Source organism: Deltaproteobacteria bacterium (assembly GCA_020848745.1).
GTDB lineage: Bacteria > Desulfobacterota > Binatia > UTPRO1 > UTPRO1 > UTPRO1.
In genome coordinates this window covers 16,947-40,695 of record JADLHM010000070.1, presented here as the reverse complement: position 1 = coordinate 40,695, position 23,749 = coordinate 16,947, and the positions used below count along the sequence as shown (strand labels likewise).

The window sequence follows — 23,749 nt, the reverse complement described above, 5'->3', positions numbered from 1 at the left end:
GCAGCGCATGGAGTAGAGCTCTCGACGTCATCGCGCCGCGAACACGAAGCGATTCGCGGCGGCTCCTCCCGGCGTGACCTCGATGGCCGCGCCGAGCGGGTCGGCGGCGCCCGCGAGCCCCGCGATCGTCGCGGCGTCGCCCTTGCCGGTGGTCGCCATGCAACGCGAGCCGTCGGGCAAGCGGCCGACGGCGACGCCGACCGCGGGGCGTCCGTCCTTGCCGTGGATGACGGTGAAGCTCTCGAGCGTCGCACGGCCGCGCGGCTGCGCCGTGAGCACGACCGCCGCCCGCGCCTCGACGGCGGCCTGCACCGACCCGCTGCCGCAGATCGTGAAGGACCGGGGCCGCGTCGAGTACACGCCGACCGAGTATTTCGAGAGCATCCCGCCGTTCGCGCCGACGAAGCCCCACGTCCCGGGATGCGCGCGCAGCCTTTCCACCGTGCTCGCGATGGCGTGCATCGAGTAGTTGTTGCCGGGCCCGCCGAAGAAGGGAAGCCCGCCGGTCACCGTGAGCCCGCGGGGATCGTCGGCGGCGATCCCGAGGGCGTCGCGCACGCTCGAGACGGCGATCGGGAAGCAGCTGTAGAGGTCGAAGAAGCGGACGTCGGCGACCCCGATGCCGGAGGCGGCGAGCGCCGCCTTGCCGGAGAGCTCGGCCGCCGGATAGCCCCCGAGGTCGGCGCGTTCGAGGAGCGGCCGCTCGGCGGCGCGCGCGTAGCCGTGCAGGTAGACCCAGCGCTCCTCCGGGATGCCGAGCGCGCGTGCCGCGCCGGTCGTCGTCAGGAGCACCGCCGCGCCCTGGTTGGTCTGGTCGCGCGCCACGACGAGCCGCGGGTACGGATCGGCGATCATGCGGTTGCGCTCCGTCACCTCCATGAGCTCGTCCGCCGAGTACGCGCGCCGCACCGCCGCGTAGGGGTTGCCAGCGGCGACGACGGTGAAGGGCACGAACAGCTCGCCCATCGTGCGCGCGTACGCCGCGCGCGCGAGGCCGAGCCGCCCGCGCCGCGCGTGCTCGGCGAGCGCGTAGATCGGCGGCACGGAGAAGACGCGATGGCGGATCTCGGCCTCGGAGACCATCTTCGACACGTCGCCGAGCCGGTCCTCGACGTCGCCGTCGACGGTCTCGGACCAGTCCGCGTGCCGCTGCCGGGCTTGCAACCAGCGCGCGGTCGACACGGCCTCCGCCCCCGCGAGCAGGACCATGCGCGCCCCGCCCGCGTGCAGAAGCTCGCTCATCTCGCTCACCAGGTCCTGCGGCGTGTTGCCGCCCGCGTCCTCCCAGATCGCCCGCCGCGGCACTACGTCGACGCGCCTGGCGATCGAGCGCGGGAAGTTGTTCGACGTGCCGAACGGCGAGGCCAGGATCGGCACCGAGTCGTGGAACGTGCGGGTCGTCGCGACGACGTCGATCTCCGCGGCGAGCGGCCGGGTCGCCCGCGCGTCGGCGAGCGCGGCACGCGCCGCCTCGGCGGCGATCTCGACGGGCCCGCGGGCGGCGTAGCCCGGCGTCTCCGGCGCCTCCATGAACTGCCCGACGCCGACGATGACAGGGGTGTTGGCCTCGATCACGATCTCTCTCCGCGGAGCAGCTTCGAACCGGACCGCGGCACCCTACACCACCGCCGGCCCGAGCGCTCGTCCGGACGCGGCGCGCGCCGGAGAGGACGTTTCGCCGCAATCGAGGTTGCCGGCGCCGGCCGTCCGCAGTACACCCGATACACATGAAACGTACGAATTTGGTGCTTCGTGAGGATCTCCTTCGCGAAGCCACGCGCCTGAGCGGCGAGAAGACGTACTCCCGCGCCGTTGACCGCGCGCTGGAGGAGTTCGTGCGGCGGGCGCGAGCGCGTGGAATCCTCGCATTGCGCGGGAGCGGCGCCTGGGACGGCGACCTGTCGGAGATGCGACAGGACGCCCGTCCTCCTCGCCGTCGGCGGTCATGACCCTCGTCGACACATCGATTTGGATCGAGACGTTTCGCCGCCGCCATGCTCTCGACCTCGAGGCGGTCGTCCCGTTCGACGACGTCGTGACCTTCCTGCCGATCGTCCAGGAGGTGTTGCAGGGCTTCCGCGAAGAGCAGGCCTTTCGAGCCGCCAAGACCGCGATGCTGGCGCTGCCGATCGTCGAGACGCCGATCGGCGAGTCCCTCGTGCTGGACGCCGTCGGCCTCTACCGCTCGGCACGTCGCCGCGGCCTGGCGATCCGGTCCTCGGTGGACTGCCTGATCGCCGCGTGCGCCCTGCGGCACGATCTCGAGATCCTGCATCGCGACCGCGACTTCCGGACGCTCGCTCGGATCAGCGACCTCAGGGAACGACAGCCCTGAGGCCGTAGCAACCGGCCATTCCACGCAGAACCAACCCCGGGGCGAAGCCCCGTCCTGAAAGGATCAGACGATGAGCGAGATTCGATTCGACGGGCGTGTCGCCCTCGTGACCGGCGCGGGCGGCGGTCTCGGCCGCTCCCATGCCCTCCTGTTCGGCGCGCGCGGCGCCAAGGTGGTGGTGAACGACCTCGGCGGGAACACCGACGGCACCGGCAGCGGCACCACGATGGCGGACCAGGTCGTCGCCGAGATCAAGGCGATGGGCGGCGACGCCGTCGCCAACTACGATTCGGTCGACACCTGGGACGGCGGCGAGAAGATGATCGCCGCCGCCGTCGGGGCCTTCGGCCGCCTCGACATCGTCGTCAACAACGCCGGCATCCTCCGCGACAAGAGCATCGCGAAGATGACGCCCGAGGAATGGACGCGCGTCCTCGACGTGCACCTGAACGGCAGCTACTACGTGACGCGCGCTGCGCTCCCCGCCATGCGCCAGAACGGCTACGGCCGCGTGGTCTTCACCACCTCCGCCGCCGGCCTCTACGGCAACTTCGGCCAGGCCAACTACTCGGCGGCGAAGCTCGGCATCGTCGGCCTCATGAACACCGTGAAGCTCGAGGGCCAGAAGTTCGGCGTCCTCGCCAACACCATCGCGCCGATCGCGAAGAGCCGCCTCATGGGCACGGTGATGGACGAAGCCACGATGGAGAAGCTGAAGCCCGAGTTCGTGTCGGCGATGGTCGCGTTCCTCTGCAGCGAGGAGAACACCTTCACCGGCGGCATCTTCACCGCCGGCGGCGGGCACTACGCGCGCGCCGCGATGGTCGAGAGCCCCGGCGTCACGCTCGGCATCGACGCGATCCCGAGCGTCGAGCAGATTGCGGCGAGCTTCCCGAAGATCGCCGACCTCGCGGACGCGCAGGAGTACCCGAGCGCCGGCGCCAACGTCCCGAAGCTCATGGCGGGGCTCTTCGGGAGCAGGGGGTAGGCCGCGGCGGAGCCGTATGGGAAGCCACGGCTCGAGGGAGAGGCCAGGCCCGCACCCTGGTTTCGACTACTTTTCGAACGGCAGGCGGCCGGCGCATCCCGGACGTCACGTTCCGAAGACCGCGAGCCCACGCGACGTCGCCGCTACCGCCTGGCGGTCGTCGTGCGTCCAGAACTCCAGCGCCTCGCCCCGCGCTTCCGCCGCGAGGATCTCCGCGCTCGCGACATGCATGGCATCGAGCGCCCGCACGTTCACCGCGAACGAGCTCTTCGCTCGATCGACGACCGCACCGTCGATCGGGAGGAGATCGAGCATCGCGAGAAAATCCCCCAGCTCCTTGCGCTTGATCGCCGTCTGCGCATCGTCGAGGGCCCCGAGCAGGCGCTCGCGGTCGACGGCGCGGACTGTTTCGATCTCCACGAGCTGCGAGGACACGATGCGGTCGCCGTCCCGCAGCGGGACCGTCGTCCCCGCCTCGGCGAAGATCACCCGCAGCACCGCGCTAGCGTCGACGTACTTCACTCGGATCCTCGCGCACCGCGCGTAGCGACGCCTGGATGTCGACCGACCGATCGAGCTTCGCGATCTTCAACTGGCTCCAGTTCTGCGTCCCAACGCGGAGGCGCCCCTGGCGCGCCATCCGTTCCGACCAGGAGACCGCGGCCTCCTGCGGTGGACCGATCTGAGCGATCGGCTCGTCGCGATCCCTGACGACGATGGACGAGCCGCGGGACGCCATCCGTAGGTACTTGCTGAGGTTCGCCTTGAGCTCGCTGACTTTTATGTCCTTCATGGACTGATTATGAGTCCATGATGGCCTCAAACACAAGATCCCTCACTTCCCGATGAGGTCGAAGTCCTGGCAGCCGTCGATGAACGTGGATCGAGCTCTCTACCATTGGCCGGGGAGCCAGGGACGCGGCGAGCTCGGATCTCGACACCCCAGCGCCCAAGAGGAAAGAGCGGACCCGCTGACCCCGCAACATGGAGCCACCGGCGGGCCCTGAGTGCGGGGCTCCAGGAACCGGGAGCCGCAAAGCGACCCACCGCCCGGTGGCGCGCGCGGTCGCGCGGGTCGCGCGCGCGGTCGCGCGGGTCGCGCGCGCGGTGGCGCACGCGGCTTGCCCACGCCCATGCTCCGGGCTACCTAACGCGATTCACCCATGGGTCTTTCGATCGGCATCGTCGGCCTCCCGAACGTCGGCAAGTCCACGCTCTTCAACGCCCTCACCAAGGCGCAGAACGCGGAGGCCGCCAACTACCCGTTCTGCACGATCGAGCCGAACAAGGCGGTCGTGCCGGTGCCGGACGAGCGGCTCGCGAAGCTCGCCGCCCTCGTCGACCCCGAGCGCATCGTCGCGGCGACCGTCGAGTTCGTCGACATCGCCGGGCTCGTGAAGGGCGCGTCGACCGGCGAAGGCCTCGGCAACCAGTTCCTCGCCCACATCCGCGAGACCGCCGCCATCGTCCACGTGGTGCGCTGCTTCGACGACTCCGACGTCGTGCACGTCGACGGCTCGGTGAACCCGGTGCGCGACGTCGAGGTGATCGAGACCGAGCTCGTGCTCGCCGACCTCCAGATGGCGGAAGGACGCATCGACCGCCTCGCCAAGAAGGCGAAGGGCGACAAGGATGCGGCGGCGCAGCTCGAGGTCGCGAAGCGCCTCGTCGAGCACCTGCATCAGGGGCTGCCGGCGGTCGCGTTTCCCGAGCGCGAGTCGGCACACGGCGCCGTGCTCTTCCAGGAGCTCGGCCTCATCACCTCGAAGCCGGTCATCTTCTGCGCCAACGTCGACGAGGGGTCGCTCGCCGAGGACAACGCGCACGTGCAGGGGCTGCGCGCGTGGGCGGAGCCGCGCCAGGCGCACATCATCAAGATCTCCGCCAAGGTCGAGGCCGAGCTCGTCGGCCTCGACGACGCCGAGCGCGCCGAGTTCCTCCAGTCCTACGGCATCACCGCGAGCGGCATCGAGCAGGTGATCCAGGAAGGCTACGCCGTCCTCGGACTCGTCAGCTATTTCACCGCCGGCCCGAAGGAAGTGCGCGCCTGGACGATCGGGCGCGGCTGGAAGGCGCCGAAGGCGGCGTCGGTCATCCACACCGACTTCGAGCGCGGCTTCATCCGTGCCGAGGTGATGTCGTACGCCGACTTCCTCGCGCACAGAGGCGAAGCGGGCTGCCGCGCCGCCGGCGTCTTCCGCGTCGAGGGCAAGGACTACGTGGTGCAGGACGGCGACGTGCTGCACTTCCGCTTCAACGTCTGACGCCCGGGCGAGTGCTCCGATGCCCCCGGGATCGTGCACGCGGTGCGGCGTTGCGGACGCGGTGTCGGATCGATCCGCGTCGGGGCCGCGGCGTCAGGACTTCGTCGGTCCGCGCCGCAAGTGCGGCGGCATCTCGCCGCTCCCGCCGCGCGAGTTCTCCTTCCGCGCCATCATGCGGATCGAGGCATCGTCGGGGCCGATCACGTCGTAGATGGTCCGGGCGCCGTTCCGAACCGGGGCGCAGCATTCCTTGCGGCGCGTGAAGGAAGCGTAGCTGACGTCGAGCTCGCCGTCGACGACGCAGAGCGGCCACAGGAGACAGATCGCCGGCTTCAACTTGAAGGGCGTGCCGAGCTCCTTCTCGCCCGCGACGTGCAGCGCGCACAGGCGATCGTCACGGCGGAACACGCACGCGCCGTCGAGCACGCGGGTCGCGACCGCCTTGCCGCAGAGGTAGTCGGGGTCCTTCTTCACCCGCGCCTCGAACCAGCGGTCGGGCTTGGTGCGCGCGCGCGACGTCATGTACGGGGCGATCAGCGCCTTGTGCTTCAGGATGTTCCGGTACTCGTCGTACGACGCGACCGAGCCCTTGAGGCAGCAGCTGCCGTCGCAGTTCCGGACCGACGCGCCCTTCCGGAAGACCTTCCAGCTCATCCGCGCATGCAGCTTCTTCACGTGCATGCCGAGATGATCCCGCACCGTCTCGAAGAGCCTCCGCCTCGCCGCCGCATTCATCCGCACGCGCGACGGCGTAGCGCGCGCGCAGCGGAACGGTCAAGCGACGACCCGCTACTCGGAGCGATGCGCCGCTCGCACGCCTAGCGCATGATCTCAACGGCGCCGGTCACCACGAAATGTGTTCTCGAAAGGCGAACCAGTATGGTTAGGAACTCGGCAATGGCACGCGCCGTTGCTCACGAAGCCGTCGACGATACGATGCCGGTCCGGCACCGCTTCACGATCGACGAGTACCACCGCATGGGCGACGCGGGAATCTTCGACGAGGATTCCCGCGTCGAGCTCATCGAGGGTGACGTCCTCCACATGTGCCCGATCGGCATGCGACATATCGGCGGCGTCAACCGTCTGAACGCGCTCTTTTCGCGGCGGCTCGGGGCGCGGGTCGTCGTCAGCGTGCAGAATCCCGTCGTCCTCGACGACTACTCCGAGCCGCAGCCCGATCTGACACTCCTCGCAGTGCGGGCCGATTTCTACAGCACCGTCTACGCCCGCCCATCCGACGTGCTGCTCGCGATCGAGGTCGCGGACTCGAGCGTCTCCTACGACCGTCGCATCAAGTCGAATCTCTACGCCCGCAAGCACGTGCGCGAGCTCTGGCTGATCGACATCCCCGGGAAGGCGCTCGAAGTGTACCGGCGCCCCTCGGCAAGCGGGTACCGCGAGCACCAGCGGCTGGTCCGCGGCCGGCGCATCGCCATGGTCGCGTTTCCGCGCGTCTTCTTCCGGGTCGCCGAGATCCTCGGCTGACCGCTGCGCTGCCCTAACGCGGGGAACGCTGCCGCACCGCGCTCGGTGGGGTTGCCGTTTCAGGCACGGATGGGGTCGCGCGCCGCCACCACCTCGCTCGGCGGACCACCGCTTCACGGCGTCGGGCGCCGCACCTCGAACGGCGTCCGCGCGAACTCCGCGAGGCTCGCCTCGCGGCGCGCGACCGCCTCGGCGCGGTGGCGCCAGTAGAACACGATCGGATTCTCACCGATCGACCACAGCCGCTCGCGCCAGCGCGGCTCGTCGATGCTGCGGGTGACGCGGCGGTCGAATCCACCGTGACGGTCCCAGCTGTCGCTGTCGTACGCGGTCCCCACCCATTGCACGAAGACCGACCACGCGAGGGCCGCGGCGACGGCGGCGCGGCGGAGCGCCGTCGGCCGGGCGGCGGCGAGCGCCGGGATCAACAACACGGCGAACGGCACGATCGCGTCCATGAGCGGCCGGTAGCCGTAGCTGTACCCACCCCACCAATCGAACCACTTGAACCGCACCACCATGATCGCGGCGGCCGCCGCGACGATCGGCAAGAACGCGCGGTCCGCCCGCCCGCGCACGACGCGCCACGCGCCGACGAACGCGAGGACGAGCACCGGCGAGTAGACGAGTAGCCCGCGGCCCGGGCTCGCGAGGAGGCCGAGCGCGCCTTCCCAGAGCGGCGTCTGCCAGAGGTCGGCGACACCCGTCTTGCGGAGCGCGACCGCCGGTCCCATGAGCGCGTGCGCTTCGACGAGGGGCGAGCCGAAGTAGCGGAGGTTGTAGGCCGCGAGGCCCGCGAGCGGCGCGAGCGCGCCCGCGACGACGAGCACCAAGGACTTGCGGTCGGTCGCGAGGAGATGGAGGCCGAGCGCCGCCAGCACGACGAGGCTCGTCGAACGGCACGCGACCGCGGCGCCGAGCGCGAGCCCCGCGACGAGCGCATGGCCGCGACGGTCGCGGATGCGCAGGAACTGGTCGATGCCGAGCGCGAGGAACGGCTGCATTCCCGCCTGCGCCCAGAGCGCCTGGCTGCCGAGCGACCAGGCACACGACCCGAGCCCGAAGATCGCCGCGACGAGCAGCGCGCGCCCGGTGTCGAGGAAGCGCGCCGCCGTGAGGAAGAGGATCGCCGCGGTCGCAGCGGTCAGCACGGCCGCCACGAGCCCGTTCTTCTCGACGAGCGGCCGGACGTCGCGGAGGCTCCGGGCGACGTCCGGCAGCGCCAGCGCCGCGTAGAACGGCGCCGCCACGACCGCCGTCCCCGGCGGCTCGCTCCCCACATACTCGCCGGTCGGCGTCCGGACAACGAAGTAGTACGGCGACCCTTCGGGCCGGAGCTTCCCTTCCCGATAGAGCTCGGCCGCCGGCCGCCCGTCGATCACCATGCGATCCCACACCGGCACCTGGAGCCGGCGCCCGCTCGCCGGCAGGCTCCAGTCGAAGAGAAAGGGAATCTCGGTGGGCGCGAGCACGAAGTCGCCGTCGTTCACGAGGCTGAGCGCCGGGAACACGTTGGCATACGCATCCCACGTCGGCAGCGGCCCGCGCGACGAGGAATAGACGGCGAGGAGCACGCCGAAGACGAGGGCGGCGAGCGCGGCGCGACTAAGGAAGAGCGGCATCGGGAATCTCCGTTTAGACCAGGACTCGGAAGAGCTCTACGATCTCGCGCGTCAGTCGTCGTCCTCGGTCGGTTCGTCATCGAGATCGTCGTCGTCGACCGACATCGCTTCGACGTAGTCGAGGCGGACGTCCTGCAGGGAGCGGCGGGATGCCTGATCCACCAGGAAGAAGTACCAGCCCTTGGTCGGCCGGCCCGTGATCGCAACGGCGGCTTCGGATGGTCGGGTGAAGATGCGACCGTCGACCTCGATCCGGCCGTCGGGGAGCAGTATCGCGACCCGATCGGCGAGCGTCTTGCGGCGCGGATGGAGCGACATGCCGGGCATGAGCTTGCCGGCGCTGATGAGGTCGGCGAGTTGCACGAACTTTCGGAGGCGGGGGCGGCGATCGCGCTGGAAGTTCGCGCGATGGCCGGGCGGCACGGGCCAGATCTGGAGGATGCTCTCCGTGAGCTCCTCCGTGCGGCGGCGGATCGCAACCTCGCTCCACTGCTCGGCTGCCCTCTTGAGGAGCTCGCGGTTCAGGACGAGCACGTCGTGCGATTCGAGCGCCTCGCGCTTCCCGCCCGCGCCGAGCCAGGGACCGTTCGAGACTTTGGAGTTCAGCTTCCCCGTCAGCAGTGTCAGGTTCCCCAGCGTGTGGAGCAGCCGCTCGCGGTCAGTCTCGGTATCTCCCCCGGCGGTGAGCGGCCAGTGCGACACCCACTTTCGCGGCATGACGTGCTCGATCACGAGCTTGCCGCGGGCGACGCGCTCGTCGCCGAATCCCGGCCGGCCGTCCCTCCACCCGCGTTGGAAGTCCTCGATCGCCTCGAGCACCATCCGCAAGCGGCCGCGACCCAGCCGCCGGTACGCCTGGAGTGTGCCGAGCTCCTCGCGGACCTCGGCGTCGTCCGGCCAGTAGCGACTCTCGCTCGCTTGAGCGCGCAGATACGTCTCGATGATGTCCCCCGCGCAGCTCCGGTCACCCTTGCGGACCTGCGCGACGAGCTCCGCGATCACTTGGTTGTACGCTTTGGTCGTGGCGCGAACCAACATGCGGCGCACCATCCAGCTTTCGACGACGTCGAGCGCCTTGCTGATCTGCTCGTGCGGAATCTCCGCCTCTTCGGGATCCAGAAGACCGAGGACGAGCGGCTTGATGACCTCGCTTTCCAGAACGCCGGTGCGGTATCCGAATAGCCCGAGGCGGTCGATCGGACCGGTAGGCGTGGCCGCCCCCGTCACGAACCGGCGGTAGACCTGCGACGCCTCGTGAATCCTCGAGAGCAGCCCGCTCATCGGCACGCCGGCTTCGTGATCAGCGAAGCGTTTGAACCGGTCGAACACCTCGCGCGCCACGACCTCCTCGGCCGTCCGCGCCACCAGCCAATGATTCAGGAAGATCGAGGAGCGCGGATAACGCACGCGACCAACGGCGATCTCGGTCTCCCAGAACCCGGTCTCGAACTCCGCCCAGTGCTTCCGATACGCCGCCTCGACGTCCGTCCCGAGCTCGAGCAGGCGCTGAAAAATGAAGTTCTTGATGAGGTCGGCCGCGGTCAGTTGGGCGCCGCGAGCGTTCAGCGTCTCGAAGATCTCCTGCGCGTTCTCGTCCGCGGCGAGATCGATCACGACCACTTGCAGCAGGTCTCGCACGACGGTCTCGATCGCGGCGGCGCGGGTCGCGACCGCGTCCGGCCCTGCCGTTCCCAGCCACTCGTGCGCCCGAGCGTGGAAAAAGCGGTGCGCTTCCACCATGCGCTCACCGACGTGCCCAAGCCCCGCGTAGTCGATCGGCGGCGAGGCCGCCATGACGGCATTGAAGGCCGAGCGGTCGCGATTGGTCGGCCAGACCTTGAACCGATCCTCCGGTTTCACACAAAACGGCTCGGCGTTCATCACGAGAGGCTCGATCCGCATCGCCGGCGCCTGCGCTCCGACCGCCAGTAGCTCGGCATGCAGCGCATCGAGCAACAGTTGCAACGTGGTCAGCCGTTGCTGGCCGTCGATGATCGTCCGCTCCTGCATCTGCCCCGTCTGCTTCGGGACCTGCTGGAGCACGACGGCGCCAAGGAAGTGCGGGTGATGGCGATCGGTCGGTCGCGCGAGGACACGGTCGGCAAGGCGAGTGACGTCCTCCCAGAGCGGTTCCCACTGACTCTCTTCGTTCCAGACGTAGGGGCGCTGGAAGAGCGGGACGACGAGGCGCTGCGGCTGCATGAAGACCGTTTGGGGCGTGCGGACCTGGGTTTCCAATCGGAGACTCCTCTACGGGCGGGGCAGGTGCGCATCGCGATCTCAGATCGGCATCGTGGGATGCAAGATGAACCTGAGCGCGATCAAGAACTCTGATTTGTCGGGCGATGTCACCACTTCCGGACGGGTGGCGCAAATCCGCTTTCCATCGGGATGGCCCTTGCCTCGACCGTCAAGATTTTTCTTGACTACCGTACTGGGTTTCGCCTATTCTTCGCTCTCCGGAGAGTCTCCGATGTCGCACCTCGCCGCCCGACCCTCCTTTGCCCGCGTGCCGGCGGGCCGTCCGCGGCTCGTCGCGTGCGCGCGCGCCGAAGCCGAGCGGGTCCGCGTGGTGGAGCGCGAGCGCCTCGCGATCGACATCGACCGTGGCCTGCGGGTGGCATGTCGCACCGAGGCATCCGCGCGGCTGACGATCGGGATGTACGCGGACCTGTTGCTGGGCCGGCGCTCCTATGGCCGGCTCGGGTTCGCGCGGCTCGCCGACTACGCTCGCGAGCGACTGGGCTTGTCCGCCCGCGCAGTCGAAGAAGCGGCGTTCGTCGCCAGGCGGCTGGCGGATCGCCCACGGATCGCGGCGGAGTTTCACGACGGCACCCTTTCGTGGACGCAGCTGCGGCTGCTGGTTGGCGTCGCGACGGCCGCCACCGAATCGGCGTGGGTGCGCCTCGCGCGCACGCGCTCGATCGACGTGCTGAGCGCGACGGTGGCCGCGCACCGCTCGCGGAATCGGAGTGCGGCGGTCGAGGACTTCGACGACGATCTCATCGACGGCGAGCCCGTCGCCGTGCTGCGGATCGAGTGCCCGGGTCGCATCCGGCGTCTCTGGCGGCACGCTTGCGAGCTCGCGAGCCGCATGGCGGGGGCGCCGCTCCCGGCGTGGCGGGCAGCGGAAGCGATCGCCGCCGAAGGGATCGCGGCGCGCCCGATGAGGACGACGATCGCCGACCGTGTGATCGCCGCCCTCCTTCGTGTGAAGCGGCGAGCCGGGCGCGGTGATCGGCAGTCGGTCGCTGCGCCCGTCGTCGATATCGAGATCGATCCATCCCTCGCCGATCTCGACAGGGTTGCAGAGCCAACCGCCAACGACCTCCCACTCGCCGATACGGCGCCGTCGCTCGCGCCGCCCGCCGAATCCACCGACCCGCACGAGATCGACGCGCGTCTCGTCGCCGCGCTGCACACGCTCCGCACGGTCGAGCCGCGCATCGGCCGGCTTCTCCGAGTGCTCGTCGATCACCATCTTTACCGCGCGCTCGGATTCCGGTCGCTCGATGCCTATGTCCGCGAGCGCCTCGGCCTCTCGACGCGCAAGGTCTGGGCGCTCGTGCGGATCGAACGCGGCGTCCGGCGTGCCGCGCCGTTCGCGGCCGCCTATGAAGAGGGTCGGCTCTCCTGGGCGCGCACCCTCGCCCTTCTCCCGGTCGTCGACCGAACCACGGCCGATGCCTGGCTCGCGCGCGCGAACGCGGTCACCGTGCGCCGCCTGCAAGACGAGGTGGCTTGGGTGCTCGATCGCCGCGATCTCGACGGTCCCTTTTCGTCACTCCTGCCGCCGCTCGTCGAAAGCCCGCTCGGCGTGCAAATCGGCGCGTGTCCGAGCGCGTCGAGCTCGGTGACAAAAATTGACACCGGCACGATCGAGATCGCGGAGAGCGAGGTTCGCTTCGCCGGCCCCGTCTCGGTGACGGCCCTGATGCGGGATGCGCTCGGGATCTTCGCGAGCGCCGGCGAGCCCCGCTGGCGTGCGCTCGAACGCTTGCTCCTGCGCGTGATCGTCGATTGGGAAGCCGAATCGCCGCATCGCGACCCGGTGTTCACGCGCGACGGCTGGCGTTGCACGGTGCCCGGCTGCTCGAGCCGCCGGAACCTGCACGACCATCACGTCCGCTTCCGCTCACGCGGCGGCGGGAACCAGCGGTCGAACCGTACGACGGTCTGCGCGGCGCACCACCTGCACGGGATCCACGCCGGCATCATCCGGGTGGCCGGGACCGCGCCGGATGGGCTGCGGTGGGATCTCCCGCTCTTCTCGTGCATCGGGGACCGCTACGTGTAAGAGAACGCCCATGGACTACGAGCAGATCCGCTACGACGTCGACGGCCCGCTCCTCACCATCACCCTGAACCGCCCCGACAAGCTGAATGCGTTCACCGTGCGCATGATGCACGAAATGATCGACGCGTTCGATCGCGCCGACGCCGACGACGCGGTGCGGGCGATCATCGTGACCGGCGCGGGGCGCGCGTTCTGCGCCGGCGCCGACCTGTCCGGAGGGAGTGGCGCCTTCGACCATTCCGCCGGAGCGAAACCGCTCACCATCGACACGCACCGCGACGGCGGCGGCCTCCTCACGCTCCGCATCTTCGAGTCGAAGAAGCCGGTGATCGCGGCGATCAACGGCCCCGCGGTCGGCGTCGGCATCACGATGACGCTACCGATGGACGTCCGCATCGCGGCGACCGGCGCGCGCATGGGCTTCGTCTTCACCAAGCGCGGCATCGTGCCCGAGGCGTGCAGCAGCTGGTTCCTGCCGCGCCTGGTCGGCATCAGCCGGGCGACGGAGTGGGTCTACACGGCACGGGTGTTCGCGGCGGAGGAAGCGCTCGCGGCCGGACTGGTCAGTCGGGTGACGCCGCCGGAGATCATGCTGGATACGGCCCGCGGTCTCGCGCGCGAGATGGCCGAGGGCACGTCGGCGATGTCGGTCGCGCTCTCGCGCCAGATGCTCTGGCGCATGCTCGGCGCCGACCATCCGATGGAAGCCCACAAGGTCGACTCGCGTGCGATCTTCGCGATGGGCCGGTCGGCCGACGCTCACGAAGGCGTGGCGTCCTTCCTCGAGAAGCGCCCGCCGAAGTTCACGCTCCGGCCGAGCGTGGACATGCCGTCCTTCTACCCGTGGTGGCGCGAGCGCGAGTTCGAGTGACCGCGCCCTACACGAACAACGTACGCTCGGTCTCGAACGACGACAGCACGTTGGCGGCCACCTCGTCGACCGGCACGGTCGAGGCGAGATCGCGCGGCAGCTCGGCGTCGCCGCCGCGCGTGCAGCCGTAGCCGATCCGGCACGCGATCGCGTCGGCGAGCTGGATGCGGCCGGCGAGCGGCGCCTCCTTCGGCGCGTCATGATGCGCCAGGATGGCCCACACGACGTCGTCCTCGAGGCCCCAGTGCTCCGCGAGACATGCCCCCACCTGGCAGTGGGTGACGCCGAAGATCTCCGCCTCGCGCCCCTCGTCGTCGTGATCGAGCGCGGCGAAGCGGCGGCCGTCGGAGAGGTGCAGCACGAGCTTCCCGATGTCGTGCATGAGCCCGGCGATGAACGAGCCCCCGCCGCGCGGCTCGCCCGCTAGACGTGCGAGCTCGTCGGCAGCGAGCGCGGTCGCGAGCGCGTGCTCCCAGAGCGTCTGCGCGACGACGTCGTCGGCCCGATAGGCGGCCCGCGCCGAGGCGGCGATGAGGATGCGCCGGAGCGCCTGGAACCCGACGGTCTGGATGGCGGCGTCGAGCGTGCGGGGAGGCTCGCGCCGCATGTAGCGCACCGAACGCGCGATCGAGACGACGCGCGCCGCGAGCGCGGCGTCGGTCGACACGACACGCACCAGCTGATCGGTGCCGACGTTCGGATCGCGGGCGAGCGCGATGGCGCGTACGGCGACCGCGGGCAGCGGCGGCAGGTCGCAGCTCTCGGAGACGCGATTGAAGAGCTCGCGCAGGGCGGAGCGGGGGGCGAGGTATTCGGCGGCCTCGGAGTGCATCTCGGGCGAGCTCATGCCGTGCCGTGCGAGCAACGAGCATGCCTTTGGAGATTCGCGGCGCCCGGAGGCGCCGCCCGCGCGGTATCTGCTTGATCGGACGCGCGATACGCCGCCCCGCCCACGCGTCGCCGGGCGTCACAAAGGCGCATTCCGGCGTACACAAACGCACAGCACTCGCGCCCCGCGCCGCGGGCCGCGGCCCCCTTTGCAAGCCGCCATGATCCATCCTACGTCAGCTCGCATGCGGCGTCGGACGGTCGGGTGGCGGAGCATGATGGCGTCGGCCGCACTCCTCGCCCTCGGGGCGTGCGAACGCGGCGGCGAAACGGTCGGGAAGCCCGGCGTGCCGCCCGCACCCGCGGCGCCCGTGCCCGCGGCACCGGCCGCGGCACCCGCGCCCGTGGCACCGCGCCGCGATCCGCTCGCCGGCGGGCCCTACCCGTCGCTCCTCCTCACCGTCGCGCAGTTCGTCGACGTGAAGAAGGCCGACGGCAAGACGCAGCCCGTTCCCGGCCCGGCGAAGCTCCTGATCGTCCGCCGCACCGACGCGGGCTGGAAGACGGTCACGGTCGAGGATCCCGAGAGCAACGCCTTCCACAAGGCGATGCCGTGGGACGGCGGTCTCCTCACGATCGGCGCCAACCAGGCGATGCTCAAGACCTGGCGCTTCACGGACGGCGCATGGTCGGCGACGACGCGCTGGAACCCCAAGTTTGGCGGCAAGTTCGATCGCCTCCGCGACATCGAGCGCGGCGACGTCGACGGCGACGGCAAGGACGACCTCGTGATCGCCACCCACGACCAGGGAGTGATCGCGATCGTCCACCCGAGCGACGGGTGGCGCGTGGAGGAGATCGACCGCCGGGCCGACACCTTCGTCCACGAGATCGAGATCGGCGATATCGACGGCGACGGTCTCCCGGAGATCTTCGCCACGCCGAGCAAGCCGAACAAGCTCGACCAGGAGCAGCCGGGCGAGGTGACGATGTACCACCACGCGCCCGACGGCGCCTGGAAGAAGTCGGTCGTCGACGCGCCCGGCGACACGCACGCGAAGGAGATCCTCGTCGCCGACCTGGACCGCGACGCGCAGTCCGAGCTCTACGTGGTGTGGGAAGGCGCGGTCGGCGCGGGCGGCCAGATCGTGCGTCCGGTCACGGTGAAGGAGTACCGTTTCAGGGACGGCGCCTTCACCAGCACCGTCGTCGCGACCGTCCCCGACCGGCAGATGCGCGCGATCCAGGCAGGCGACGTGAACGGCGACGGCAAGATGGACCTGGTCGCCGGTGCGCTGGCGTCGGGGCTCTGGCTGTTCGAGCAGGGCCCGGACGGCGCGACCGGCGCGTGGACGCGCACGCTCATCGACGCCAAGTCGTCGGGCTTCGAGCAGCCCGTCGACCTCGCCGACCTCGACGGTGACGGGAGACTCGAGATCTACGTCGCCTCCGAGGACCAACACGAGCTCCGCCAATACCGCTGGCAGAACGGCTCGTTCGCGAAAACGGTGCTGACGCCGCTCACCCCCGGCGACATCACCTGGAACGTCACTCACGCCACGCTCTAGCTTCCCCCGCGTCGGCGCCGACGGGCTCGCCGTCGGCCTCCTGGTGATCGCGACGGTCGTGTTGTGGGTGCCGCGCCTGCGCGGTCCGCTCGACCTCCGCTACGACGCCGGCGCGTACTACGTGCTCGGAACCTCGCTCGGCGAAGGAAACGGCTACCGCCTCCTCAACGAGCCCGGACGGATCGAGGCGATCCAGTATCCGCCGCTCCTGCCGATGATCGTGGCGGCGCACCAGCGCCTCGTCGGCAGCCGCGCGCCCGCCGTCACCGGACACGCGCTGCGGCTCACGTGGGCGGTGCTCTTCCTCGTCTACGCGCTCGCCGTCTACGCGCTCGCGCGCCGCTGGCTCCGTGCCGGGTGGGCGCTCGTCGCGAGCCTGCTGGTGGTGCTGCACCTCGAGTTGCTCTGGCTCTCCGACGCGCTCTTCGCCGAGTTGCCCTTCGCGTGCGCGACGGTGCTGTTCCTGCTCGTCGCCGAGCGCGACGAGCGGCGCGGGCTCGCCGCGCTGCTCGGCGGCGCGGCCTACCTCTTGCGCGCGAGCGGGCTCGCGCTCCTGGTCGCCTGGGTCGTCGACGCGCTCCTCGCGCGCCGCGTGCTCGAGGCCGCGCTCCGCGCCGCGCTCGCGGCGCTGCCCGTGCTGGTCTGGCAGGCTTACGTCACCGAGGTGCAGACACGGCCGGAGTTCGTGAAGCCGGCGTACGCGTACCAGCGCGCGCCCTACAACTTCTACAACGTCGGCTACGCGGCCAACATGGCGTACCGCGACGCCTTCGAGCCGGAGCGCGGCATCGCCGACGGGCGCGATCTCGTCCGGCGCGTCGTCGACAACGCGCTCGCCCTTCCCGAGCGTCTCGGCGAAAGCATCGGCGTCCGCGCCGAGGGTCCGCTCCGGCCGGTGTTCCACTTGCGCGACGATCCGCCGCCGCCGTCACGCTCGCTCGCGCTCAACCGCTTCGGCTGCACGCTGATCGGACTCGTGGCCGCCGCCGGCCTCGGCATGCTCGTCCTCGACGGCATCCGCCTGGCGCCCCTGGTCTGGCTCGCGTCGCTCGCGCTCGCGACGCTCACGCCGTGGCCGTCGCAGTTCGGCCGCTACCTCATGCCGCTCGCGCCGCTCACGGCCATCGGCCTGGCGCTCGTCCTCGAGAACGCGAGCCGCGTCGCGAGCCTGGCGCTCCAGACGGCCGCCGGCGCCGCGATCGGCGTGCTCCTCGCCGCCGAGGTCGTCGTCCTCGGCACCGTGTTCAGCGCGCGCCACACGCCGGTCGCGGCGGTCCCGGGCGCGACGCCCCAGCGCCTCTTCTTCTACTCGCACCGCTGGCAGCTCCACGACGAGGCGCTCGCCTGGCTCGCGCGGCAGGCCGCCCCCGGCGCGATCGCGGCGACCGCGACGCCGCACCGGCTCTACCTGATGAGCGGGCTCCGCGCGGTCTTCCCCCCCTTCGATCCCGATGCCAACCGCGCCGAGCGCCAGCTCCGCGAGGTCCCCATCGACTGGGTCGTGATCGACGACCTCGAGTTCCTCGACGTTTCGCGGCGGTACGCCGAGCCGGCGGTTCTGTCCCACCCCGAGCACTGGCGGCTCGCCTACGGCGCCAGCACGGGCGGACCGCGCATCTACCGGCGCATCCGTCCCTGATGCGCGTCGCCGCGCCGGGGAAGGACGGCCGGAGCAACGAGCCGCGCACGCCGTGACGCGCCGGCGCGCGTGCCATCGCGTTGCCGCTCGGAGCGACGCGTACTACGGTGCGCCCGATGGCCGCGCCGCGCCGCCGCATCCTCAGTCGCCTCGCGCTCGCCGCGCTCTTCCTCTTCATGGGCTTCGTCGTGTGGCGGACCTTTCACCTGCAGGGGGTTCGCTGCGAGGTGTGCATCACCTACAACGGCCTCTCGCAGTGCCGCACCGTCGAAGGCGAGCGCGAGGAGGACGCGCGCCAGGCCGCGATCGGCAACGCCTGCGCCTACCTCGCGAGCGGCGTCACCGACGGCATGGCGTGCGCGCGCACGCCGCCGGCGAAGGACGTCTGCACGCCGATCGACTGACGGCGGCGCTCAGCGCGGCGCGGAGCCCTCCGCCGGTCCGGGTCCTTCCACCGCCCAGACCTCGACGGGCTCGGCGAGGCCCTTGATCGCGAGCGGGCCGAACGGGCGGAGCACGACGCGCGACGGGTCGTCGAGCGCGGCGCGCGTGCTCGCGGTGATGAGAACCGGCGCGGCGAGATCGCGCGTCATCACCTGGAGCCGCGCCGCCTGGTTCACGGCGTCGCCGACGACCGTGTAGGTGACGCGTCCGCCCGTGCCGACGTTCCCGGCGATCATGTCGCCGGTGCAGATGCCGGTGCCGGCGACGAACGGCTCGTCGGCGGTCGCGGCGTTGCGCTCGGCGAGCGCGCGCTGCAGCGCGATCGCCGCCCGCACCGCGGCGCGCGCATGCCCCGCGAGCGGCTGCAGCGGGTGGCCGAAGACCACGACGACGCCGTCGCCGAGGAACTGCGTGATGACGCCGCCCTCGCGCTCGCACACGCGCTCGACCAGCGCGTAGTACTCCGTCAGCATCTCGACGACCCGCGCCGGCGTGTTCAGCCGCGACGTCGCCGTGAAGCCGCGCAGGTCGACGAACATGGCGGTCGCGACGATCACCTCGCCGCCGAGCGCGACCCCGCGCTCGAGCGCCTCGCGCGCAACCGCCGGACTGACGTAGCGCCCGAAGATCTCGCGCGTTCGCTCGGCGGCGCGAAGCTCGCCGACCATCGCGTTGAAGTGGGCCGAGAGCTCCCCGAGCTCGTCCGCGCTCCGGACCGGCGCGCGCACCGAGAGATCGCCGGCCGCGACCCGCGCCATCGCCGCGCGCAGGGCCTGCACGGGCCGGTTGATGAAGCGCGCGACCAGCCACGCCATCACGAGCGACGCGATGCCGGTCACGAGCGCGATGAAGCCCTGGGCGCGGACGAGGTGCGTCCAGAAGGCGCCGCCCTCGCCCGCGGCGTACGCGCCGTGGCGCTGCTGCACCCAGAAGGCGACCAGCATCATGAGCGCGAGCGGCAGGATCGACGTGACCGCGAAGGTGCCGCCGAGCCGGGCGAGGATCGGCACCCGCAGCACGCCGGCCTGCTCGATGCGGCCGTCGGGAAAGAAGATCGGCACCTGGCGGCGCAGGTAGAGCTCGCTCGCGAGGAAGGTCAGCGCCGACGTGAGGGGTCCGGCGATGAAGACGAGCGCCGCCGTGATGCGTCCGACCTCGCCGAGCGCCAGGCCGTCGATGGCGCGCAGGTAGATCAGGTAGAAGATCCCGGCGAAGGTCCATCCCGTCTGCGTGAGGACGGTGTTCGCGAGCGGCGCGTTCAGCACCCGGCGGCGGATCGTCGCCGGCACCGCCGCCGGGTCCGCGCCCTCGCGCAGGCGCTGCCGCCAACGCGCCAGCGGACCGAACCAGCGCGCGCTCAGATAGACGCTGCTCCCGAGGATCGCCGTCACGACGAGCAGGAAGACGGCGAGCCGCTGCCCCTCGTAGGCGCCGTCGTCGATCACCGGCTCGAGCGGATCGACGAAGTTGAAGTAGAGGTAGACGAGGATCGCGCCCGCGAGGTTCGCCGGCAGGACCGGCAGCGCCGCCGCGCGCAGGAGGAAGCCCTCGCGCACGGCACGCGGGCGGTCGGCGGGCGGCGGGGGCATCCGGGCGCTCCTATCACGGCGGCCGGGGCGATGCGCGAGACGAGTCGTTCCGCCGTCCCTGGTGTGCTAACGCGGTGGGGCGATGGAGCCCGAAGCCCCCGGCGCGCCGCCATCGCGCGCGCGAGACGCCGCCCCGCGCCGCCGCCGGCGCCGCCGCGGACGGCGCGGACGTCCGGCCGGGGACGCGCCGGCGGCCGCCACCCCGAACGCCACGCCCGCCGAGGCGGCCGCGCCGCTCGTCCCGAGCGTCAGCCGGCTCGCGGCGGAGTCGGCGGTCGCGCCCGAGCCCCTCGGCCCCGAGGAGATCGCGGAGATGAAGGAGCACCTCGTGTTCCTCCGCGAGTACAAGGACGCGCTCCGGCTGCGGCTGAACGCCGCCGAGGATCTGCTCGTGAACGGCCGGCGCGAGCCGAGCGACCGCGGCGTCTGCCGCCACCTCCTCGGCAAGGTCGAGCGCGGCGTGATCGAGGCCGCGATCGGCCGCGAGCCGCTGAAGTCGAACGCCGCCGCGCGCTCGCGCATGCTGGCGGGCGCGATCCGGCTGACCGCCGACGTCGGCGTGCTGCTCGCCTACCTCGAGACGCTCGCGCCGCAGCGCTCGCACGCCGAGGCCGCCGCCGCCTTCGCGGAGGTCGTGCACCGGATCGATTTCGCGAGCCTCTCGGCGACCCGCCTCGCGCGCCTCCTCCAGGTGCTGACCGAGACCTTCCAGGGCCAGGAGCGCGTGCAGGTGCTGTTCAGCCTCCTCGACGGCGACGCGTTCCGCCGCGCCTTCGACGCGGCCGCTGTGCACCCCGCGGGTGCGGCGTCGCTGTCGCCGGACGTCGCCGCGATCTTCGCGCCGCTCCGCGCGGTACACCGACGCCTGCGCGGTGAAAGCGACGCCGGCGCGGCGAACGGCGACCCGCAGGGGCTCGCGGTCGGCCTCGAGCAGGTGATGGCGGCGCCCGACCCGGTGCTGCGCGGCTACGCCGAGCCGCTCCGCGTCCGCATGCTCGAGCTCGCGCTCGATCCCGGCATCCCGCCGGCGCTCGCCGATCGCGCCGCGGGCGTGCTGCTCGCGAGCCTGGCGCGCGCCGGCAAGACTTTCACCCGCCTCGCCATGCGGCGCGCCGCGCAGCTCCTCGCGCGCCACGTCGACGACCGCGCGCGCGCGACGCTCGAGGAAGTGCGGCGCGCCGCGCCCGGCTACCACGCCGCGGAGCGCTGGCTCGCCGCGCTCGCCGCGCGTCACATGGGCCGCGTCGCGATCGTGGCCTCGCCGCCCGAGCGCGGCCGCCTCGAGGCGGCGTTCTGGCTCGACGGACAGCGCCCCGTCTGGCTCCGCACGGCGGCCGCCGCCGACGCCGCGCGCCTCGCGGGCGAGGCCGAGCTGCAGGCGGCGCTCGGGCTCCCGGGCGTGGCGCCGCTCGTCGAGCACGGCGTCGCGAGCGGCATCCCGTACGTCGCGGTCGCGGCACCGGGTCAGCCGTGGCGGCTGGGGGACCAGCGGACCGCCGCTCCCGACCGCCCGGCGGCGCTCGCGCTCGCCACGCAGGCGGCGCGCATCCTCCGCGCCCTCGCGCTCGCCGACGTAGCGCTGCCCGATGCCGAGCCCGAGCGCTTCTGCCTCGCGGCCGACCGCGCCTCTTCGCTCACGCTCGCCGACCTCGACGGCGCCCGCGCGACGACGCGCGCGGAGGCCGAGCACGCCAACGCCGGCGCCGCGGCCGCGCTCGCGGCGCGCCTGGTTCCGGGTGCGACGAACGCCGCCGATCTCACGACGCTCGTCCGCGACCTCGACCGCGCCCTGCTCGGGGCGCGCCAGGACCCGACCAGACCTGCTGCGCATTGACGCATGCTCGTGGGACGGGACGAGCCGATCCGCTTCGCGCTCGCGTTCTCGGGCCGCGTCGCACACACGCGCTTCGGAGAACGCATGGCGTCGGGCGTTCATCGTTGCACGAGCCGCTAGAGTCGTGACGCGCGTTCGCTTGCGCAGCCGCTGACGCGCGCGCTCAAGCGGCCGCGGACGTCCGCGAACCGGCTGAGCTCTCGATCCTCCGCGGGCGCAGGCACGCGTCTCGCTAGGTTCCGCCCCGGCTGGCGCAGGCGTCCTCGCGACGCACGACGCGGCCACATCGAGACAACACGAGAGTTGAGCGAGCCGGTACGGAGCCGCGCCGTGGGGGTGTGTGTGTCGGCCGGGACAAACCGTGAGGGGGTGTGCATGCTGCATCGAGGTTACGCTGCCAGTGCGCTGCGGGTGGGGACCGCGGCGCTCGTCTTCACCATGGCATTGGCGCCGGCCGCGTTCGCCAGGGGCGACCACGACGCGAGGGGCGGTCATGAGAAGAGCAAGGGATTCTTCGCCCACGACGACGACGACGACGACCGGCGCTCGATCCCGAATTGCGGCCGTCACGACGACGACTGGGACGACGACCGCCACGACGGTCATGGAGGCCGTGACAGGGGCGATCGGCTCTTCTGTCCGAACAAGCAGGTACTGGTGCGGACCGACGAGAAGCTCTGTCCCGAAAAGCCGAACCGTCCGGCGGTCGTCCGCAAGCGGGTGTGTTGCCGCCACGGCAGCATGACGTGGTGCCGGCCGTTTCGTCCCTGCCCGCCGCGCTCGCGGTCGTAGCGCGGACGATCGGACTCCGAGGCGCGCGGACATGCATCGCATCTCTACGAAGCTGTGCGCGGGCGCTTGCGCCCTCGCGCTGACGACGGTTGCCGGCTGCGGCGGCCCTCGCCTCGGCGCGACCCCCGAGCGCGCCGCGGGGGCGCCGCCGGTGGCGAGCGATCTCATGACATCGGCCGACGTCGAGGCCCTGTCGAAGATCGCGGCGGCGCGCGCGGTCGCGCCGGCGAGCGAAGGGTATCGCATCGGGCCGGACGATCTTCTCGAAGTCCGGATCCCGGATCTGTTGGACGCGCAGGCGTCGGCAGGCGCGCGGTCGTCGAGCGCGGCGGCCGGCGCCGGCCAGGTGGTGGCGGGGGCCCCAGTATTTCAGCAGGGGCTGAGGGTGAGTGGTGGGGGCGAGGTGACGATTCCGATGATCGGCGTCGTGCGCGTGGCGGGGCTCACCCCGTCGGCGCTCGAAGCCGAGATAGGGCGGCGCCTCATCGCGGCCGGGATCCTGCGCGCGCCGAAAGTGAGCGTGCAGGTGGCCGAGTTCCGTAGCGGGGTGGTGGCGGTGATTGGGAGCGTCGAGCGGCCGGGTCTCTATCCCGTGACCCGGCCGCGCGCGACGCTGAGCGACATGCTGTGGACGGCCGGCGGTCCGAGCAAGGACGCCGGCCGTATCGTCGAGTTCGCCGTGTCCTCGGAGAGGGCCGTGTCCTCGGAGAGGGCCGTCGACGCGCGGCCGGCGCCGCGCGAGCGCATCTACATCGACGTGGCGCTGGTCGGGACGCCGGCCGCACGCGGGCCGGCGGGCCTCGATCCCGAGGTGCGACCCGGCGACGTCATCACGGTGACGGCGGCGGGAAGCGTGCTCGTCGACGGCTGGGTGGAGAAGCCGGGATCGTACCCGGTGAGTCGCGGTCTCACGGTCGGAGGCGCCGTCGCGGCGGCGGGCGGCCAGCACGTCTCGGCCGACCAGTCGCGCACGGTGGTCCGCCGCGTGACGCCGGGGGGCGGCTCGCGGACCTTCGAGGTGGATCTCGACGCGATCGCCGACGGCCGCGCGGCCGACGTGCCGATCACCGACGGCGACGTCGTGCACGTCCCGCTGTCGGTGGCGCGCGCGGTGCCGTGGGGCATGTGGACGCTCGCGCGCGAGATGATCCACGTCGGCGGCAGCGTGCTGTTGTTCTGAGTCGCTTCTT

General features: G+C 71.5%; 21 protein-coding genes. 13 read left to right on the top strand and 8 right to left on the bottom strand.

Features of this window, described 5'->3' with window-relative positions; translation table 11 throughout:
* Nucleotides 1–27 precede the first annotated feature (27 nt).
* Nucleotides 28–1,575: an acetyl-CoA acetyltransferase gene (locus IT293_10680; protein ID MCC6765117.1), complete on the bottom strand. Its 1,548-nt coding sequence runs from the start codon at nt 1,573–1,575 to the stop codon at nt 28–30.
* A 152-nt stretch (nt 1,576–1,727) separates the two neighbouring features.
* Between IT293_10680 and IT293_10675 the strand changes: the two genes are divergently transcribed.
* From IT293_10675 to IT293_10665, 3 genes are all read left to right on the top strand, one after another.
* Nucleotides 1,728–1,949 (top strand): type II toxin-antitoxin system VapB family antitoxin, encoded by a 222-nt coding sequence (locus IT293_10675; GenBank protein ID MCC6765116.1) that lies wholly within the window; start codon nt 1,728–1,730, stop codon nt 1,947–1,949.
* Nucleotides 1,946–2,335, top strand: coding sequence for a PIN domain-containing protein (locus IT293_10670; protein MCC6765115.1), 390 nt, complete (start codon nt 1,946–1,948; stop codon nt 2,333–2,335). The genes IT293_10675 and IT293_10670 overlap by 4 nt, the downstream gene beginning before the upstream one ends.
* Nucleotides 2,336–2,405: 70 nt before the next feature.
* Entirely contained in the window at nt 2,406–3,323 is a 918-nt protein-coding gene (locus IT293_10665) for an SDR family oxidoreductase (protein MCC6765114.1), read from the top strand.
* A gap of 105 nt (nt 3,324–3,428) precedes the next feature.
* On the opposite strand, the gene IT293_10660 is transcribed toward IT293_10665, so the two are convergent.
* Both IT293_10660 and IT293_10655 read right to left on the bottom strand, forming a co-directional pair.
* Complete coding sequence (locus tag IT293_10660) at nt 3,429–3,845, bottom strand: type II toxin-antitoxin system VapC family toxin (GenBank protein ID MCC6765113.1); 417 nt, start codon at nt 3,843–3,845, stop codon at nt 3,429–3,431.
* Entirely contained in the window at nt 3,826–4,116 is a 291-nt protein-coding gene (locus tag IT293_10655) for a hypothetical protein (protein ID MCC6765112.1), read from the bottom strand. The genes IT293_10660 and IT293_10655 overlap by 20 nt, the downstream gene beginning before the upstream one ends.
* 370 nt (nt 4,117–4,486) lie before the next feature.
* Between IT293_10655 and ychF the strand changes: the two genes are divergently transcribed.
* Nucleotides 4,487–5,587 (top strand): redox-regulated ATPase YchF, encoded by a 1,101-nt coding sequence (gene ychF / locus IT293_10650; protein MCC6765111.1) that lies wholly within the window; start codon nt 4,487–4,489, stop codon nt 5,585–5,587.
* A 93-nt stretch (nt 5,588–5,680) separates the two neighbouring features.
* Here ychF and IT293_10645 read toward each other — a convergent pair whose 3' ends face one another.
* Nucleotides 5,681–6,286 (bottom strand): DUF3109 family protein, encoded by a 606-nt coding sequence (locus tag IT293_10645; protein ID MCC6765110.1) that lies wholly within the window; start codon nt 6,284–6,286, stop codon nt 5,681–5,683.
* Nucleotides 6,287–6,523: 237 nt separating this feature from the next.
* Between IT293_10645 and IT293_10640 the strand changes: the two genes are divergently transcribed.
* On the top strand, nt 6,524–7,075 hold the full coding sequence (locus tag IT293_10640) for a Uma2 family endonuclease (protein MCC6765109.1): 552 nt from the start codon (nt 6,524–6,526) through the stop codon (nt 7,073–7,075).
* Nucleotides 7,076–7,188: 113 nt separating this feature from the next.
* Here the strand turns inward: IT293_10640 and IT293_10635 are convergent, their stop codons facing one another.
* Complete coding sequence (locus IT293_10635) at nt 7,189–8,697, bottom strand: hypothetical protein (protein ID MCC6765108.1); 1,509 nt, start codon at nt 8,695–8,697, stop codon at nt 7,189–7,191.
* 51 nt (nt 8,698–8,748) lie between these two features.
* Nucleotides 8,749–10,935 (bottom strand): DUF262 domain-containing protein, encoded by a 2,187-nt coding sequence (locus IT293_10630; GenBank protein MCC6765107.1) that lies wholly within the window; start codon nt 10,933–10,935, stop codon nt 8,749–8,751.
* Nucleotides 10,936–11,170: 235 nt separating this feature from the next.
* Between IT293_10630 and IT293_10625 the strand changes: the two genes are divergently transcribed.
* Nucleotides 11,171–12,994: an HNH endonuclease gene (locus IT293_10625; protein MCC6765106.1), complete on the top strand. Its 1,824-nt coding sequence runs from the start codon at nt 11,171–11,173 to the stop codon at nt 12,992–12,994.
* A gap of 10 nt (nt 12,995–13,004) precedes the next feature.
* A complete protein-coding gene (locus IT293_10620) occupies nt 13,005–13,865 on the top strand; it encodes a crotonase/enoyl-CoA hydratase family protein (GenBank protein ID MCC6765105.1) in 861 nt (286 codons plus the stop codon).
* A gap of 7 nt (nt 13,866–13,872) precedes the next feature.
* On the opposite strand, the gene IT293_10615 is transcribed toward IT293_10620, so the two are convergent.
* Nucleotides 13,873–14,712, bottom strand: a complete 840-nt coding sequence (locus tag IT293_10615; protein MCC6765104.1) for an HDOD domain-containing protein — start codon at nt 14,710–14,712, stop codon at nt 13,873–13,875.
* A gap of 226 nt (nt 14,713–14,938) precedes the next feature.
* On the opposite strand from IT293_10615, the gene IT293_10610 reads away from it, so the two are divergent.
* The 3 genes from IT293_10610 to IT293_10600 all read left to right on the top strand — a co-directional run bounded on the left by IT293_10610 (nt 14,939) and on the right by IT293_10600 (nt 18,304).
* The gene (locus tag IT293_10610; GenBank protein MCC6765103.1) at nt 14,939–16,261 is read left to right on the top strand and encodes a VCBS repeat-containing protein; all 1,323 of its coding nucleotides are present in this window, start codon (nt 14,939–14,941) and stop codon (nt 16,259–16,261) included.
* A gap of 43 nt (nt 16,262–16,304) precedes the next feature.
* Nucleotides 16,305–17,900 carry a hypothetical protein gene (locus IT293_10605; protein MCC6765102.1) on the top strand — a complete coding sequence of 532 codons (1,596 nt, stop codon included), beginning with the start codon at nt 16,305–16,307 and terminating at the stop codon, nt 17,898–17,900.
* A gap of 116 nt (nt 17,901–18,016) precedes the next feature.
* Complete coding sequence (locus IT293_10600) at nt 18,017–18,304, top strand: hypothetical protein (protein ID MCC6765101.1); 288 nt, start codon at nt 18,017–18,019, stop codon at nt 18,302–18,304.
* A 9-nt stretch (nt 18,305–18,313) separates the two neighbouring features.
* Here IT293_10600 and IT293_10595 read toward each other — a convergent pair whose 3' ends face one another.
* Nucleotides 18,314–19,933: a HAMP domain-containing protein gene (locus tag IT293_10595; GenBank protein MCC6765100.1), complete on the bottom strand. Its 1,620-nt coding sequence runs from the start codon at nt 19,931–19,933 to the stop codon at nt 18,314–18,316.
* 82 nt (nt 19,934–20,015) lie between these two features.
* Here IT293_10595 and IT293_10590 point away from each other — a divergent pair, with 82 nt between their 5' ends.
* The 3 genes from IT293_10590 to IT293_10580 all read left to right on the top strand — a co-directional run bounded on the left by IT293_10590 (nt 20,016) and on the right by IT293_10580 (nt 23,739).
* The gene (locus tag IT293_10590; GenBank protein MCC6765099.1) at nt 20,016–21,767 is read left to right on the top strand and encodes a hypothetical protein; all 1,752 of its coding nucleotides are present in this window, start codon (nt 20,016–20,018) and stop codon (nt 21,765–21,767) included.
* Between the two features lie 375 nt (nt 21,768–22,142).
* Nucleotides 22,143–22,559, top strand: coding sequence for a hypothetical protein (locus tag IT293_10585; protein ID MCC6765098.1), 417 nt, complete (start codon nt 22,143–22,145; stop codon nt 22,557–22,559).
* 31 nt (nt 22,560–22,590) lie between these two features.
* Nucleotides 22,591–23,739 (top strand): polysaccharide biosynthesis/export family protein, encoded by a 1,149-nt coding sequence (locus IT293_10580; GenBank protein ID MCC6765097.1) that lies wholly within the window; start codon nt 22,591–22,593, stop codon nt 23,737–23,739.
* The last annotated feature ends 10 nt before the right edge of the window (nt 23,740–23,749 follow it).